The following is a 17,971-nucleotide window of genomic DNA, read 5'->3' on the forward strand; positions in this document are numbered from 1 at the left end:
ATTTTATTATAAATTGCTGTATATATTACTTTTAAACTCAAAGTGATGATTCATACGATTCAATCATTTTGAGAACGATCTCACTTGAATGCTTAGCTGCTTTTATGGCAAATTCATCATAAGTTATATGTGCACTACCATCTGCTTTATCGGACATAGATCGAATGATGACAAAGGGAATTTCATTTAGAAATGCCACATGAGCAATCGCTGCGCCTTCCATCTCCGTCGTATACGCCTGAAAAGTTTCTACTAAAAATTCCTTCTTCTCTTTAGAAGACACAAACTGATCTCCCGATACAATTCGACCCTTAAATGTTTTTTGATCTAAAACACTTGAAACACTAGACGAGTAAGCTTTTTCTATAAGTCCCTGATCTGCAATAAAAACAGAGGACGAAAGACGCGGAATAACACCGGGTGGATAACCAAATGCCGAAACATCTACATCGTGTTCCATACAATCTGTTGAAATAACAATATCTCCAACATCAAGCGCGTCATTTAAAGCACCCGAAATGCCCGTATTGATTAGACGATTTACATTAAACTCCGATATCAATATTTGAGCACAGGCAGCTGCATTTACTTTACCTACACCACTGGTTACCACCACACACTCAACTTCGTGAATACAACCTTCATAAAAAGTCATCCCCGCAATGACTTTCGAGTCCGAACGACTCATTGCCTGTATTAAATGTTCTGTTTCAAGATCCATTGCACCAATAATTCCAAATTTCATTTATAATCTCCTAATTTTTAAATTATACTAAAATATCCATTTATAGTTGATTGAAAGAAACTTTCTGTCACTATTTTGGATAATTCATTTCATTTTCAGTCAAGTTATTCAGTACCTCCAAATAGGCTTCAGCTTCAATTTTAGCCTTTTGTAAGTCATGTAACTGATAATTTCCACACTCAATTTCACTTACACCTGGTATTTCTCCCTCAAAATGAACGATAAAATCAAACGCACGGATTAACAGTGGAACGATCTCCTTAGACTGATACCGTCCATGCAATATCAAATACATGCCAGTTAAACATCCCATTGGTCCAAAGTAAACCACTTTTCGACTAAACTCAGCATCATTTCTCACATAGGTTGCAACGAGATGCTCAAGCGTATGAATAGCGCTGTTATCTAATTTCTCTTTATTTGGCAGTTTCATTCTTAGATCAAATGTCGTAACCGTTTCTTCTCCTAACTGATCCACTCTTGATACATAAACACCTTTATTTAAATTGATATGATTCACTTTAAAGCTTTCAATTTTATTTAGAATCAATTGTAAACTCCTTTCACACGCAATTATAAAGGGCACCTTATCACGACGCCCTTTTTAATGCACACTTTCTCGTACTACACATGCCTTAGTATTGCACACTTTCCTGATTCTCTTCTGAATGTATTTGATACGCATCCGGTTTGTTAAAGATTGTTCGACGCAGCGTTTTTTCAAATAATTTGTCAATTTTCATTAAAGGCCGTAGTGCAACTTCTTCTTTTGAATTCATGCAATATTTTAAGAACCCATCAGCAGTTATGCTCACGCAATTACAACGATCACAAAAACGACAAGATATTGGGCTAATCAAACCAACTCTACCTTTGGAATCTGGTTGTTTAAAATATCTCGCCAATGATTGCTGATCTGATTTTGTCAGTGGCATCAAATCTGAAACCATATCCAACACAGTACTTGATGACATGAAAAACGATTGATATATCTGCGAATGCGTCTCTGGGACAATTTCAACAAAGCGAACGTCTATCTCTTCAGATTTAGCCATTGCGACAAAGTTTTCGATTTCGTCGTCATTAAACCCCTTCATAAGTTCCACATTCAATTTAATAGGAGTCAACCCAACTGATTTTGCTTTTTCAATACCGGCTAGGACTTTATCTAAATATCGATTGCCTTCCGAGTCTACCATTTTATCAGGAACAAGAGTTGGAAGCTGGATATTGACGCGTGTTAATCCCGATTTTTTAAGTTCTTCAGCTCGTTCTTCTAACAAAATTCCATTTGTGGTCAGCGCTACTTCGTAAATATTTTTATAGGTTCGAATCTGTCTAATAATTTGAGATAAGTCATCGCGTAAAAGTGGCTCACCACCAATGATTTTGACTTTTTCTAGTCCATTTTCACTCATAACTTCAATAATCTTCATGATTTCTTCCACGGAAAGCTCATTGTAATCCATGGCATTTAAATGTTTAGGAATGAAATTAGGCACTACATTTGTTAAACATTTTAAAGTAAAGTTATTTCTATTTGTTACAGAAATTCTGATACTATCAATGGTTCTTCCAAATTGATCAATCATAATGTCCCCCCTAAATACTGTTGTTTCTTTCTACATAATTATACAACAGATTTCACAGGAAAACTAACTGAAAATTCTAAATAGTTATGAAAATTATATAATTTCCATTATAAAGTGCGAAAATCATGTATCTTTAAAGGTACTAAACACGCTTTCTTCTTTTTGAATTTGTCATAAATTTGACAGTAAATCCTGCGATCATCAGTAAGAGATTCACTACTACAAGTAAAAACACTGGGAGGACATAATCTGGGTTACTGCTAACAAAATACCCCCCATCATTATCTTGTAATATTGGGAAACCTATATAGATAATAAGTGATGCCAGCCCTCTAACAGTTTCATTAAATTCAAAAACTTTTACGATTTCTCTTGAATCTTTTAACTGATGTAAAAGTTTCATAAATCTTCGAATCATCATTATGATGATTCCGATTGAAAGGATTAACAATAACCACAATCCAAGATTTTCACCTGTTTCAAATTCATAAGGTGCCTTATTGATTAAAAGATCCGTTAGATCATTTCCGATTGTTTGTGCAGAGATACTAGGTGTTTCGTAATAATTAGCTAAATTCGTCAAAACCACTATCCCTAGTCCTAAATCAGGGTTCACAAGTAAAGCTGAATTATAATTTGGCAAAGCACCAAAAACTCCGTAATACCCATTATAATTATTGGCATCTCTTTCACTGATGAGATCCCATTTAGAATCTAAGTACTCATCCTGAATGGACGCGTCTTGAATTTCAAACGGTGTCTGTGTCACGATGGAACTTCCATTCGTTGTTTCACCATTATTTAATAAAACTTGTGTATATTTGGATAAATCCGTAATTGAACTCATCAAATAATTTGATGGAATCAAAGCCTTTGGAAAATCCATCTCAGACTTTACAACAAAACCGTATAATACGCGATATCCTCTTGCCAACCCAGCCGAATACGCAGTTTTATAATCGGTATACGACTCATTCATTTGAAGTGGTGTGTATATATTTTCTTGCATATATGCCTCAAATGACATCTGAGACACGGACTCGACGATGGCCCCTAACAAAATATAATTGATATTTGAAAACTGATAATGACGATCATTGATTTGTTCGTCCGCTTCTTCAGGAAAATCAGAGTATTCCAATTGATTGATTCTTTTCGCCAATGTTTCAATGGTGTAATCTGCATTATAAATATAGGCTTGCTCACCTGCTCCGGATAAAAATCCACTTGTATGGGACATCAACTCGTTAATGGTAATTTCAGAACCATCTTCTTTCTTAATCGTGAACCATTCTAAATATCGACTTACCGGTGCATCTGCCACTAACTTTCCAGATGCCTCCAACTGTTTGATAGCAAGTGACGTAAAAGATTTTGAAATCGACCCTAGTATAAAAGGGGTATGCTCATTGACTTTAGCATTACCATGACCTGTTTTGCCAAAGGACTGAGAGTATAAAACTCCTTCCTTATGAACGATCGCAACTGACATCCCAGGAATGTTAGCTTGATCCATGATTTTTTCAAGGTAGGCTTCAATTTGTTCTTTTTGAACTTCTGTAATTGTAAAGGTCTCATTATTCTGTGAAAAGCTCAAAGTACAAGATGTCACTATCAATATGGCCACTAAAAATAAGATATTGATGGTTTTCATTTTATTAAACGATAAAAGTTTTCCCTTTATTAACTCTTTATTTTGCATATGAACTCTCCCCTACGTGTTATAAATCGAGCAACTTCTACTATAATACCGTAAAATGATCCCTTTTTAAATATAAATTACATAAAGTTAAAGCATCTAATACGCTTAATTTGCGAATAGATGCTTTAAAAACTTATATCTTACTACTTTCGGTATGAGTGATTTTATAGGCTAAAGGAATCACAATCAAAGTAAGCAAAGTGGACACTAATAGTCCTCCCATAAGCGCGAGTGCCATTGGCGTAAAGAAAGAACTCTTTGAAAGTGCCATCGGAACAAGGCCGATAACAGTCGTCGTCGTTGTGAGCATGATTGGTCTAAATCGTCTTTCAACTGAGCTAAGACAAGCTTCGTAAACTGTTTTGTTACTTTTACGCTCGCGATTAATATGATCAATTAGCAATATAGCATTATTGACCACTACTCCAATTAAACTTGCAACACCTAAACCTACAGTAAAGGTTACATGTTGTCCAAACACTAGCAGTATTAAAACAGAGCCTACGACAGAAAGCGGAACTGTGATCAATATTAATAGTGGCTGTAATAGGGAGTTAAACTGAATCATGAGGATGAGATAGATAACAAAAATTGCAAATATCGCTGCATCTAACAATCCCGATATATATTTATCAAAAATTTCTTGATCCCCGCCAAATGAAATGTCGACACCTGTCAAATCAATATTTTTAAGCACTTCTGATTCTATTGCGTTTTGAATATCCACAGCGCTATAACCGGGACGAACTTCTGACGTAACAGAGACAGAGGCATTTCGATTATGACGTTTTATCGACGTTAACTCTTTACTTAAATGAACTTTCGCGAATTGTTTAAGCAACACTTTATCTTGAGTAAATGAAGATTTTATTTGAAGGTTTTTTAAATCTTCAATCGTTTCAATATCGCTTTTTACAATGATGGGATACTGCTTTCCTTTATTTTGCATGATAGTAGATGTCATACCGTTCACAGCTAAACTCATCTGTAACTGGATGTCATAACTGGTCAAACCATATGTCGTCGCACTGTCTCTATCCACATCTATTTGATACTGGTATTGATAATTGGATAAATCATTTTTCACATTAATCGTTGCTGGATCCGTTAATAAATAATTATAAAGCTCTTTTGAAACTCGATTGACATCATCAAGGTACTCTCCAGACACCTTGATATCCACAGCAGGACCTGGTTGATTGATCTCGATTAAATTAACAGTCGCCGATCCTCCTACCAAATTCTCGTCAATTTTATTTTGTAAATAATAAGCAAAATCCGATCTTGTTGCAAATTTCCCAGTTTGACTCAAATCGATTTTCATCAGTAACTGTCCATAATTCTCAGATGGTGGTCGAACTCCCACTGTTAAGTAAAATTTAGGAAATCCTCCACCAACAGAAGTTGACATACTAGTGATTTCTTTTTCGTCAGCGAGCAGCGTCCGTAGATCTTTTAGCAGTTCTTCAGTATGCTCAATATCACCTGTTTTTTCAGAAAATACATCAATGTAAACTAGATCTTTATCCGCATATGGAAATAATTCGACTTTCAAAAAAGAAACGCCATACACTGTCAATCCAATAATGATGAGAATAAAGGCTACTGATAATTTAGGTAACTTCATCGCACCTACGACACCATTTTCAAAAATATGTCGTATTTTATTTTTCTTTGCATGTTCATTATGCGTATTTTTAAACATTAAACTGGCTATTGCTGGGGTAATGAACATTGCAACCAAATAGCTCGCAGTTAATGCAATGATAACGACGATCGGAAGGGATTTTGCAAATTCCCCGGCTTCGCCAGGTAACATAATCAAAGGAGCAAATGCAACAATGGTTGTCAACGTCGATGTTAAAACGGGAATAGCTTGTTCAACTGCACCTTCATAACAAGCTGATGCAATATCCTCTCCTCGATTGATTCGAATTTGAATCGAATCACTTATAACAATAGAATTATCAACGAGCATTCCTAGTGCGATGATTAGAGCTGCAATGGACATTTGTTGTATTTCGAGACCAAGTACGTACATCGCGATAAGTGTCATTCCTATTGATAACGGAATCGCTGCTGACACCACTACAGCATTTCTGAATCCCATCCCAATAAAGACAACTAAAATGACGAAAGCTACTCCTTCTAATAAATTGAGTATAAATCCATCTACTGACCGACTTACTTCTTCTGGCAAAAATAAAACTTCATTGATTTGTAAATCCTCTGGTGAGGATTGATAGAGCTGGTCGATTTTTTCTCTTACTTCATCTCCAATGAGAATCACATTTTCTTTTTGATCAAAATACACCGTTAGTAAAACGGCATGATTTTCACCATATAAATATCGCTGTTGACTGTTATTATAGTCATATTGAATCTCTGAAATATCTTTTAATCTTATAAAACTACCGCCATTTTCTGATCCGGAGACAATTAAATTTTCAATATCTTCAATTGATTTGAGTCCAGCTGGCGATTGAATTCCAACTTGGCCATACGGTGTTTGAATACTTCCCGTTGGTATGGAAACATTTTGAGCTTTCAGCAAATCATCTACATCTTTAATAGAGAGCTCTATCGCACTCATCTGATCATTTTGCAAAGTGACTTCAACTTGTTTTTGAGGTTCACCATCTAATTCTACCTTTTTGACACCGTCAATCTTAATGAGTGTACGTTTAAATGATTCAGCATATGATGATAACTGTTCATATGAATAGTTTTCACCAGAAATACTTAAAATAATCCCAGCAGAAGTCGTTAAATCCGTATTGATTTGAAAATCCTGTATACTCTGAGGCATTTCTGGTTTGATTTCCTCTAAACGCACTCTTAAATGATCCCATTGCTCTTCATAATTCACGTCGTAATTTAAAGTCACAATGACGACAGATACATTCGGATTTGAATACGATGTAACGTACTCAACACCATTCAGAGTAGCTGCAACATCTTCAACTCGATGCGTTACAAACGACTCAACATCTTCTGCCGATGCACCTGGATACACAGTTACAATTTGGGCTGTTGGACTTGACGTATCTGGATTTTCTTGTTTGGGTATAAAATAATACGCATACAGGCCGTATAAAAAAATCATCATCGCCAATAAAAAAGTCACTTTTCTTTCACGAATTGCAGCGTGCATAAGTTTATTCATCTGACCCCTCCCTAACTGTGACCAACTGCCCTTCCTTCACAAAAGAATTCCCAACAGTAATGACTCTCGTCGCGCCATTTATACCTTCTACGCGAACCTTATCACCATTTAACTCCGACAATGTTAAATTTCTTCTTTCAACTCTATTTTCAGAATTGACGATATACACATAATCAGAACCATCATTTTGAATCCATGAAATAGGAATCCAATATCCATTTACTCTAGAGAGCTCAATAAACGCAGTTCCAATTTCTCCGATGATAAGTTTTTCTGCCTTTTGATCGGGATCAAGAGTTAATGTTACTTGATAAGTACGAGTTTTAGCATCTGGAACGTGGTCAAAATTGGTTATTTTTGCAGTATACTTGACTTGATTTATCATAAAATATGCAATTGGATTGGTATAACCTTTCAATCTTCCATAATCCTCAGCAGTCACGCCCACATTGACAACACGATCATTTGAAACAACTAATACAGATGGATACTCACTAGAGATCAAACTCCCTTGTTTCATGTAAAGTTCAGACACGATACCCGATATAGGTGCATATAACTTATTATTTAGATCTGTGATCTGTCCATAATTAACAAGTTCAGCAATCACATCGCCTTTTTTAATCACATCGCCTTCTTCAAAATTCACTTGTTTGATCTCTCCAGATGTTTGAAATTTTAAAGGCACCATTACTTCAGCTGTAACAAATCCGATATAGTTAAGCGTTTCTTTATAGGACGCCTCTTCAATGGTCACAACAGTGACCTGTTTCGTTTTATCTACAATAGGTGTTGTGTCTTCTTTTGCCTCACATCCAGTTGCAAAACACAGAAATCCGCATAATACAATCCATATCATCACTTGATGATTGACCCGCATTTGTTTATATTCACTCTTAAAAAAATAAGATGTCATCCTATCATCCTCCTTAGTAGAAACCACACTTAAAACTGATTTACTAATCTATTTATACCACATAAAGTTACAGATATTTCAAATAAAAAGGCACTTCTTTAAATTCTATGACAGAATCTAAAGAAGTACCTAAATTATGTGTCTCAATTTTGAATAAGAGTCATCATCATGCGTTAATTTGAAGCAAATCAGATTCCTACAGTTTAAATCTACGGATAATTTCTGTCATGGCAGTAGAAATTTGTTTAACGGAATGTGAACTTTCTTGAATATCTTTCATCAATTGAGATTGCGTATCCATGGTCGCAGCAATCTCTTCTGCAGCTGCGGCATTTTCTTCCGTAATCGCAGAAATACCATGAATGGATGATGTTGCATCGTCCTTACTTTGATTTACCGTCTCAATATTTCGCGTCATCAGCATCAACTGATTAACAGTATTGTTCATGGCCACTTCAATATTTCCAAAGGCATTTTCAACTTTAACGAGCATTTGATTGGAAAGCTCAATCGCTTTTGAAGAACTATCCATGTTCTCTTCAGTTGATGAAATTTCTCTCAAAATTTCTTGAATAATTGCATCAATTTGAGTCGTTGATTTGGACGTTTCTTCAGCGAGTTTTCGAATTTCATCTGCTACAACTGCAAATCCTCTACCGGCTTCTCCTGCTCTTGCTGCTTCAATAGCTGCATTTAAAGCCAATAAATTAGTTTGTTCAGCGATTTGCTGTATCGTATTGGTTATTTGAACAATCGAACTTGACTTGACACTGAGAGTTTTGACATTATTACTCAAGTGTCCATTGGTACTTGAAGTAACATCAAACTGTGATGTCAAAGCCTTCAGCTGTCCAACCCCTTCTTTGTCACTTTCAACAACTTCGTTTGTATAGGTTTTCAATTGACGCGCCCCTGTAACCGTCTCTTCAATCGCTCCGGCAAGTTGTAACATTTTTTCAGATGCCGCTTGTGCATCATCTGCTTGTTCAGTTGCACCTTGCGCAAAGTCATTGGCAGTTTGAGTTACAGCATCAATTCCTTCTTTTCCACTTTCAACAACATCGTACAAAAGCTGAGAGGCGCGGTCTAACTGATTGGCATCGTCACTGATAGTCGTCACCATTTCCCTTAAAACAACGCGAAGATTAGCAACCGATCGACTAATAATACCCGTTTCGTCTTTATATTTTAATAAATAATCATATGAATTATCATCTCGGATATCGAGATTCGCTGTCTTATCAAGAATCTTCGCTAAGCTAAGAATCGGTTTTGAAATATTGCCACTGATGATAAATGCGAGAATAATCGCAAAGACAAGACCAATTGCCACAATAAGCACTAAAAATAAAATGGATTTTTGAACATCTGACAAAACATTTTCTTTTTCCGCAGCTATTGCGGTATCAATATCATCGATATAATTGCCCGTTCCGATGATCCATCCATAAGGTTCATAAAGCTGAACATATGCCCTTTTCGGCAAAGGTTCTGTCTCATTTGGTTTTGGGAAATAGTATTCCGAGTACCCACTACCATCTTTCTTGACAATCTCAATAAAACCTTGAATAATTTTATGACCATAATGATCCGCTAAGTCCAATCGACTCTTACCTTCTACATCCTCTTTTCCGAGAAGTACAACATTAACACCTTCTAGTGTATCTGCCCAAAAATATCCTCCATTTTCGTAAGCAGCACTTCTAATTAAATCTGCTGCAAGCGTCTTCGCCTCTGAAGATGTCAGCATACCTTTCTTCTCTTGTTCCATGACGCCATTTAACTGTGATATAACAGTTTCAACGTTATGTTTAATATCCGCATCATAGCTTAATCTCATATTTTCTTCCATGTCATCTAATCGAGTCATATTCGTCGAATAAATACTAAAAATTGAAATTGCCCCTAATGCAAGTGTCAACACGAGAATACTGATTGACACCAATAGAACGATCTTTAATTTGATACTCTTCATAAAGGCCTACCTTCCAAACTACCTATCCATTTAGAGTTTGTTTATTTTGATTTAGCGTTTGTTGATTTATATTTTATATTTTTCTCGGATGTTAAAATTTTCGTTGTATAGAACAACTTGATCGCCTTCTTTAGTCGAGAAGTTCACCACAACAGGACCCATTAAATTATAAGTAAATTCCTCAATTTCGCCTGGAATCGTCACAATACTATAAATGCCGAGTTCTGACTCTGGTGTGATATGGAGCACTTCTACTGTTTCATCTGGTAAATCAAATGCATAATCTGGTTTAAAGATGAAAGGAACTGTGATAACAAATGCTAAATCAGCATCATCTAAGCACTGAAGCCAAAAGAATGGAACAGGCTCTTCAGTATCAAAATTTTTAACAATGACAAATTTTTTCTTTTCTTCAAAACCTTTTAATCCATTTTTAAAATGTATAATACTCTCTTCTGGAACTTCCAGCTCTCCAAAATATTTGGTCATCATTTTCATACTTTTATCCTCCTTGTACTATTTTAGGTACAAGAATAGATTACCCATTCTAAAATCAACTAATCACAATCCTTTGCAATCATTCTATTTATACCTCGTCATAATAAAAAAGGATGCGACTCTTATAATTGCTTAAATAAGTCGCATCCCTGTATCACTATTGAATTACTTAATGTTACTCAAAGACTGAGCAATTTTTTGCTTTAATTCTAAGATATGAGCTCCAGTAACTGAAAACTCATCTAAGCCCATCTTGAGGAGCTGTTCCGTCGCATTTAAGTCTCCTGCCATTTCACCACACATCCCACACCAAATTCCCGCTTCATGTGCTGCGCGTATTGAATTTTCAATCAACCGTAAAACTGCAAGATTCATAGGATCATAGAGATAAGACACATTTGAATTCATACGATCCACAGCTAACGTATACTGAATCAAATCATTCGTCCCAATGCTAAAAAAGTCTACTTCTTTTGCTAAAACATCGGCACAAATCGCTGCTGCTGGAATTTCGATCATAATTCCCACGGGAATATTTACATTAAACAAAATCCCTTCAGCTCTTAATTCTTCCTTACATTGCTCAATCACTTTTTTTGCTTGTCTCACTTCGTCAACATTTCCAATCATAGGGATCATCATGTGTACTTGACCAAAGACGCTTGCTCTTAAAAGTGCGCGAATTTGTGTTTTAAATATCGTTTCGAATTTAAAGCATAAACGAATGGCTCTCAGACCTAAAAACGGATTGAGTTCTGGCTCCATATTCAGGTATGGAATTTGTTTATCACCACCGATGTCGAGAGTCCTGATAACGACTGCGTGTTCAGGCATGCTTTGCGCAACGGTTTTGTATATTTCAAATTGCTCATCTTCAGATGGCACTGTTTCGCGATCCATAAACACAAACTCTGTACGGAAGAGGCCAATTCCTTCTCCGCCATTTTCAAGAACAGTTTCAAGGTCTTTAACAGAGCCAATATTACCTGCAACACTGATTTTTCTACCATTGGGATAATTTAATTGCTGATTTTTATATTTCACAAGGGCTTTTTTTGCTTCAAGGAACGTTTCCAGTTTAAGTGTGTACTCATCAATTTCTTCTTGACTCGGATTTAAAATCACATTTCCGTTAAACCCATCAACAATAATCCAGTCCCCATTTTTAACTTTTTCTGTGATATCCCCCATGCCCACAACTGCACATATTTCCATACTTCTCGCCATAATTGCGCTATGTGAAGTCAACCCACCAATATCCGTCAAAAATGCAAGTACCGTGCTTTTATCCAGTTGTGCTGTATCTGAAGGTGCTAAATCATGCGCAACAATGATAGAGTTTGGTTCAACGCCACTATTTAAATCCACCATGCCGAGAATATTTCGAATTAATCGATTCGAAATATCCTCAATATCGGCAGCGCGTTCTTTTAAATAGACATCTTCCATTTGATTAAATATCTCCTGAAAAAAATGCATCGTCTTCTCTGTTGAAGCACATGCGTGCAAATGTTCTTCTTTAACTGCATTTCGAATACTTCCAATGTATTCAGGATCTTCTAAAATCATCAGATGGCTATCAAATACCATCGCTTCTTTTGGACCAATATTCTTCAATGTCTTTTCTTTAATTTGCTTAATTTGATGTTTTGTTCGATCAATTGCTTCATCTAAAACCAACAGCTCACGTTCAATGTCCTCACAGACGCCTTGTTTTACAACGAATGCTTCTTTTTCTAACTTAACAACCTTTCCAATTGCATAACCTTTTGATGCTGGAATTCCCTTTAACATGCGATACACTCCTCAAAATTAACGATTTGAACTGATTGATTTAAAATGATTGATTTAAATTGGCAGCAATTCAATATGTTCTTTCATAACTTTTATCGAATCCTCGTACGAATTCGTTTTATATAGGTCATATACAAACTCTATACTCCCCGTCATTAGTTTTGTTAGGCTCAAATGAATATAGGGAGACGGATCCTGTTTTCCGTGTATCACCATAAAAACAAATTGGCATACCTCGTTTTCCCATTTGATTGGACGTTTCAACCGTGCATAAGCAATGAGCGTTTCATTCGTGATAGGATATAGCGTATGTGGGACTACCACTGAATTTCCTCTCTCAGTAGAAGAGATGCTTTCACGATTCTCTATGGCTTGAAATAGATCATCATATGAAAAAGTTTTATGAATTTCTTTTGATAAATAGAGGTCAATTGCATCCGTTAAAAACTGAATCACAGCGTTTTTAGAATCCAACTCGACATCATAAAAGCACAGCTCTCTTTTAAAGCAGTCTAAATACGCTGCAAAATTTCGAGTCCTACGTTTAAAAAAACGTTCGAGTTTTAGAATATCTTGATCTGTAAAATAATAATTTACACGACGAATTTCAATCTCTACCTCAAATTGAATCGCGGGAATATCGGTTATGATAACATCATAATCCGCAGCATTTATATACTGTAATTCGTAGAATTCAATTGAATGAACAGTGCTGATGAATTCGCCAAAATAACCTTTCAGCTCATGTATGAATAAGTCCGCTGCATTCTTACCATTTGACAAAATCACCAATATTTTAGACTGTCTATAGAATGCTGCAATTCGAAAATGATCATAAAACCGATATGATAAAAAAGCCAGTTCTGTTTCTTGAATGTCGAATTGCCATTTTTTAGAGATAAAGTCCATCGCCACAACTGCCATTTCATAAGCTGGGTTATTCGACTTACTCTCCAGTATTCCTACGTCTCGCTTTTCAAGCCCGTACTTTAATCGAACGCTCATGCCTCTTAAATATCTTGCCAACTCTTGTTCCAAAATATCATAACGCTGAAAATTACAATGGCACTTTTCTGAAACAAATTCCAAAACTTCGCGACTCATTTTAATCAGTTCTGGCATGTCCAATGTTTCAGTCACGCTCATGTGTCGTCTTGATAAAATAAAAATCGCTAAGAAGGACATTTCCGCATCGTTCAAGTTCATATTTAATCGCTCATGAATGGATTTTGCGACGACAAGCTCAGTCGTATTTTTCAAAGTTTCCATTTTTTCCGATACTAAGAATACAAAGTGGTGAATGGACATTCGATATTCAGCAACGATGATGTACTTAATCAGCTTTTTAATCGAATTGGTTGAAATCGATATCTGATTGGACACGAGACATTGAGTAATGATTTCAGAAATCTCTTTAGGATCTCGATGATACAAAAATTGGGTTTGTTCAAAATCAAAATATTGAACATCTTCATCAACTTCTAAATAATCCACAAGTGCCATGCGAATATGCATTTCATTTCCAATGATCTTCAATCCATATTTTGCTCTATGTTGCAATCGTAAGTGGTATTTTATAAGCGTTTCTCTGACTATTTTAAGATCTTTTGACAAACTCACACGGCTGATAAAAAGCGTATTCATCAACGTTTCCATCTTTATATAACTTTCTGAAATCAATAAAGTTCGAATAATAAAATGTACGCGATCAGAAGCACTTGATGGCATCCAATATGCATCTAAATATTTGGCATGAAAACTCTGCATAAATACCTTGAACTCGTCTGCATCATATACATCTAACGTCACTCCCGAACCCGTTTTAGTAATGAGACGTGCTCCGCCTGCATAATTTAATATGTCACTAATTGCTGCCAATGAATTTCGAATGGTCTTCGGCGATGCGCCTAGTATGACTGCAAGCATTTCACTGCTGACATTTTTTTTCGCATTTAGCAAATGCTTCATAATTAAAATTTCTCTTTTTCCAAGCATCTATCAATCCTTATCTTTGAACGTTAAAATTCAATAGGTTCATCTGTCGGTACTCTTTGTAAAATGACTTTCACACCTTTTTGCTTCAATAAATTGAGCTGTTCAAAATGATCTTGCGTTATTTGAATAGAATCGCTTAATTTATGACATCCATGAGAATCATTTAAATTCCCAACATTGACCTCATCAATTTTCACGCCTAGATCTAATAACGCGAGCAGAACAGCAGGTGATTTTACAATTAAGATGACACGTTGTCCTTGATACGCATTTTTAAGAATCCGATCTGCTGCTTTTGAAATGGTTAAAATGGATAAACTCACATTGCTTGGAGTCGCTAATTTCAAAGACATCTTGACCAAATCTGATTGTATAGCGCTTTCATCGACAACCATAAAACGCGTAGCCCCTAAATGTCTTGACCAAATCATCGCTACCTGACCGTGAATCAAGCGATCATCTACTCTTATATGCACAATTGACATAAGTACCTCTAACTTTCAATTTCATCTTCTGATTCGATGATGATTTTACTTGGATTGATGTATCGAATATGCTCTCTTGCCATCTCGATTTCCTCCAAAATTCGAGACTCATCGATGGGTTGATCCTCAGGAATGAGCAATAGAGAAAGTGCCAATGGAAAATTAACGCCTGCAATGATTTTCATGCGATACTGTGATGTCAACGTCAGAAAATGCTGCGTTAAACTTCCATGTACAATATCCGTCAAAATAATCCATTCATCCGCAGGATTTTCAACAAGTATGCGCTCTATCTCTTCTTGATAACTCAAATGACTTTTAAAAGCACACACTGTAAAAACAGAATTATTTTGTCCAGATACAATTTCAATTGAATCTAACATGCCCTCTGACATGTTGCCATGCGAAGCAATAATAAAATGTCTCATATGAGCCTCCATTTGCTATGTTTAGTATACTATACATTATTCTATCATCTAAACATATGTTTTTCTAACATCATTCCGGTAAAATGGTTTATTTTTTTAATTTACATAAAAAAACAACCACGTGATCAGTGATTGTTTATAGTGTCTGTTTATAGTGATTCTTTATAACTATTTTTATTTTTATATAGTATTTGGTCTACTTTATCAAAAAATGCATCAAAATCCGATGAATCATGCTCAGAATACTCTAAACTTCCCGATGATACAGATAACTCAAATGGCAAATCACCACTTTCGCGAATTAGGAGTTCTTTCATGCGAATAATACGCTTGTGATACTCAGTCTCATCAATATTAGACATGATACAGGCAAATTCATCTCCTCCTAAACGATAACACGTTCCAATATCTCTAAAGATTTCATCAATACAATGATGACTCTTAATAATTGCTAAATCCCCAGCTTTATGGCCAAAATGGTCATTAATACGCTTTAAATAATTGATGTCAAATAGAGCCAACCGATATTTCATCATGGATGTATCTCGTGTCCATTCATGAACTGCTTTTTCAAATGCTGTACGATTTCCAGCACCTGTTAAAATATCCATATAAGCAAGTCGCTCAAAGATTTCAGCTTCTTTTCGACTTTGAATGAGCATACTGATATACCGACTGGTATCAAGTAATAATAAAATGAAGAAGAAAATAAGTCCAAAGCGACTCAAATATGAAATCACATTAAAATTCTCCGAGAAAAACTGAATAATCTCGAAAGATACAACGGCAACCAACATACTTAAGTATAAAGCAAATTTCTGCGCTTGTTTATTTTTATAGTGAATCGATTCATATAATAGCAAAAACATCGTCGTAAAAATTCCAATTAGCATAAAGAAATTATTGAGTGTAATGATTTCAACAAAATGCATTATACCTAGAAATTGAATCGCTAAATCAACAAAAAATAGCACAAAAAATATACAAATAAAGCCATTTAAAATCGCTTTATAGCGTGGTAGAACCACTCTTTTTAGGTAAAGACAAAATGACACAGGAATAACAGAAAGCGCAATATAGCTAATCCCACTAATAAAAAAACGATTTCCTGTAAAAAGTTGCATCATTTTCATCTCAGAAATAATCCATAATCCAGTAGAAAACGCGAACAGCGACAAATACAACATGCGACTATCTTCAATACTCGGCAAGGAAAAGAAAAGACCAAGCGCAATGATCCCGATTCCCAATAGCAGGAGCCCAATCACCAGTCCGCCATTTTGACTTCTAATGATATCTAATGCAAGTGCATCTGCATCTCCATAATAGACTGAGTTAATTCGTCCAGAAAAGCTTTGAACTTCTGAAGCATACTTAACTCGGATCTCTTTTCCTGCACTATTAGCTGGTATTTCAACAAAATACCAAGCACTCACTTCAGGAACAGTCAAAAATGAATGAAATGACTCTGAAGTTTGGTTTTTAAAGAGATGTTCTCCGTCTAAGTAAACTTCAATCAACTGCATCGAACTTCTAATTCTTAAAGTTTGTGCCTGATTAAAATCACTTCCTAGTACGGTATACGTTTCGTAAGTCTCCCCCGCAGGTACTTTTTGAATATAGGGCAACGACTGATCCGTATATTGACTATCGTTTATGAGAATCGTCCAATGCTCGTTTAATGAAGCTAGTGAACTCGAGCCAATTTTCAATTGTTCACTAGGTAAACACATCGAGATGAGAAAAAGAAAAACAATCAAACTCAATACGATTCCTAATGCTACCGTCTTTTCACGGCTTAATTTCATATTTATCTCCTGTTGCATCCTTTGACATAAGTCATCAATCGATCTAAATCAAAATTGACAATTCGCTCTTTGGGAAAATGAAGTGAATCCAGTAACTCTATCGCATATGACCAATTACCAATGTCTTCATAAAAATGACTGTCGCTATTTATGATTACATCGCAGGCATACGCTTCGCAGTATTTGAGTAATTCTTCATAGTTTTCTCTTGCATTGACACGAAAAGCTTGAGGTGATAATGAACTATTATTCACTTCGATTAAAATGTGGTGTTCTTTCGCTGCTTTTACTAAGCGTTCATAGTTGACTGGCAAACGGTCATCATCTGGATGACCTACAATGAGTACTTTTGGATGCTTCATCGCATGAATCAACGCATCTGTATTTCGTTCTTTGCCCAAATCTTCATAACACGGCATATGCAAGCTAATGATTGCATAATCTAAAAAATCAAGTGTAAATGCATCTAAATCTACATCACCTTTGTCATTTAAGACGTTGAGTTCTGCGCCTTTTAAAACGATAAGATCCTCTATCTTATTGGGTAACACCCTCATATTGCTAAAGTAGTAGGGATGCGTACTCCCAGGCATACTCGGTGCATGCTCAGATAAACCTAAAATTTTAAGTTGTCTTTCTTTTGCTATTTCAATATTTTCAGCAATTGTACTATATGCATGACCACTCACGATACTATGTGTGTGTAAATCAATCTGGTTATATTTTAAGCTTTTTGCTAAACTCATGATGTCACTACCTTTCAAATTAATTAAACCATATTATTATATCATATTAATGTTAATTAGACCTACAAAAAGCCCCTACAAAAAAGATAAAATCCCTTCTATTAAAAGTTTATAAAAGGGA

At 35.6% G+C, this 17,971-nt stretch carries 14 protein-coding genes; all 14 read right to left on the reverse strand.

Annotated features, from left to right (window positions below):
- Positions 1-37 precede the first annotated feature (37 nt).
- The gene (locus tag ACZ41W_RS04010; protein ID WP_464313596.1) at positions 38-745 is read right to left on the reverse strand and encodes a 5'-methylthioadenosine/adenosylhomocysteine nucleosidase; all 708 of its coding nucleotides are present in this window, start codon (positions 743-745) and stop codon (positions 38-40) included.
- A 70-nt stretch (positions 746-815) separates the two neighbouring features.
- Complete coding sequence (locus ACZ41W_RS04015; RefSeq protein WP_464313597.1) at positions 816-1,295, reverse strand: S-ribosylhomocysteine lyase; 480 nt, start codon at positions 1,293-1,295, stop codon at positions 816-818.
- An 85-nt stretch (positions 1,296-1,380) separates the two neighbouring features.
- Entirely contained in the window at positions 1,381-2,337 is a 957-nt protein-coding gene (locus tag ACZ41W_RS04020) for a GTP 3',8-cyclase MoaA (RefSeq protein ID WP_464313598.1), read from the reverse strand.
- Between the two features lie 142 nt (positions 2,338-2,479).
- Positions 2,480-4,039, reverse strand: a complete 1,560-nt coding sequence (locus ACZ41W_RS04025; protein WP_464313599.1) for a serine hydrolase domain-containing protein — start codon at positions 4,037-4,039, stop codon at positions 2,480-2,482.
- 133 nt (positions 4,040-4,172) lie between these two features.
- Positions 4,173-7,205 (reverse strand): efflux RND transporter permease subunit, encoded by a 3,033-nt coding sequence (locus tag ACZ41W_RS04030; protein ID WP_464313600.1) that lies wholly within the window; start codon positions 7,203-7,205, stop codon positions 4,173-4,175.
- Positions 7,198-8,121, reverse strand: coding sequence for an efflux RND transporter periplasmic adaptor subunit (locus ACZ41W_RS04035; RefSeq protein WP_464313601.1), 924 nt, complete (start codon positions 8,119-8,121; stop codon positions 7,198-7,200). The genes ACZ41W_RS04030 and ACZ41W_RS04035 overlap by 8 nt, the downstream gene beginning before the upstream one ends.
- 196 nt (positions 8,122-8,317) lie before the next feature.
- Positions 8,318-10,096 (reverse strand): methyl-accepting chemotaxis protein, encoded by a 1,779-nt coding sequence (locus ACZ41W_RS04040; protein WP_464313602.1) that lies wholly within the window; start codon positions 10,094-10,096, stop codon positions 8,318-8,320.
- A gap of 66 nt (positions 10,097-10,162) precedes the next feature.
- Positions 10,163-10,594 carry a flagellar assembly protein FliW gene (gene fliW / locus ACZ41W_RS04045; protein ID WP_464313603.1) on the reverse strand — a complete coding sequence of 144 codons (432 nt, stop codon included), beginning with the start codon at positions 10,592-10,594 and terminating at the stop codon, positions 10,163-10,165.
- A gap of 165 nt (positions 10,595-10,759) precedes the next feature.
- Entirely contained in the window at positions 10,760-12,388 is a 1,629-nt protein-coding gene (gene ptsP / locus ACZ41W_RS04050; RefSeq protein ID WP_464313604.1) for a phosphoenolpyruvate--protein phosphotransferase, read from the reverse strand.
- 54 nt (positions 12,389-12,442) lie between these two features.
- Positions 12,443-14,383, reverse strand: coding sequence for a BglG family transcription antiterminator (locus ACZ41W_RS04055; protein ID WP_464313605.1), 1,941 nt, complete (start codon positions 14,381-14,383; stop codon positions 12,443-12,445).
- A 23-nt stretch (positions 14,384-14,406) separates the two neighbouring features.
- The gene (locus tag ACZ41W_RS04060) at positions 14,407-14,868 is read right to left on the reverse strand and encodes a PTS sugar transporter subunit IIB (RefSeq protein ID WP_464313606.1); all 462 of its coding nucleotides are present in this window, start codon (positions 14,866-14,868) and stop codon (positions 14,407-14,409) included.
- Positions 14,869-14,876: 8 nt separating this feature from the next.
- Entirely contained in the window at positions 14,877-15,296 is a 420-nt protein-coding gene (locus ACZ41W_RS04065; RefSeq protein WP_464313607.1) for a PTS sugar transporter subunit IIA, read from the reverse strand.
- Between the two features lie 149 nt (positions 15,297-15,445).
- Entirely contained in the window at positions 15,446-17,104 is a 1,659-nt protein-coding gene (locus ACZ41W_RS04070; RefSeq protein WP_464313608.1) for a GGDEF domain-containing protein, read from the reverse strand.
- Between the two features lie 2 nt (positions 17,105-17,106).
- Entirely contained in the window at positions 17,107-17,850 is a 744-nt protein-coding gene (locus ACZ41W_RS04075; RefSeq protein WP_464313609.1) for a phosphatase, read from the reverse strand.
- Positions 17,851-17,971 lie beyond the last annotated feature (121 nt).

The sequence above is a fragment of the Fusibacter fontis genome, assembly GCF_055378735.1.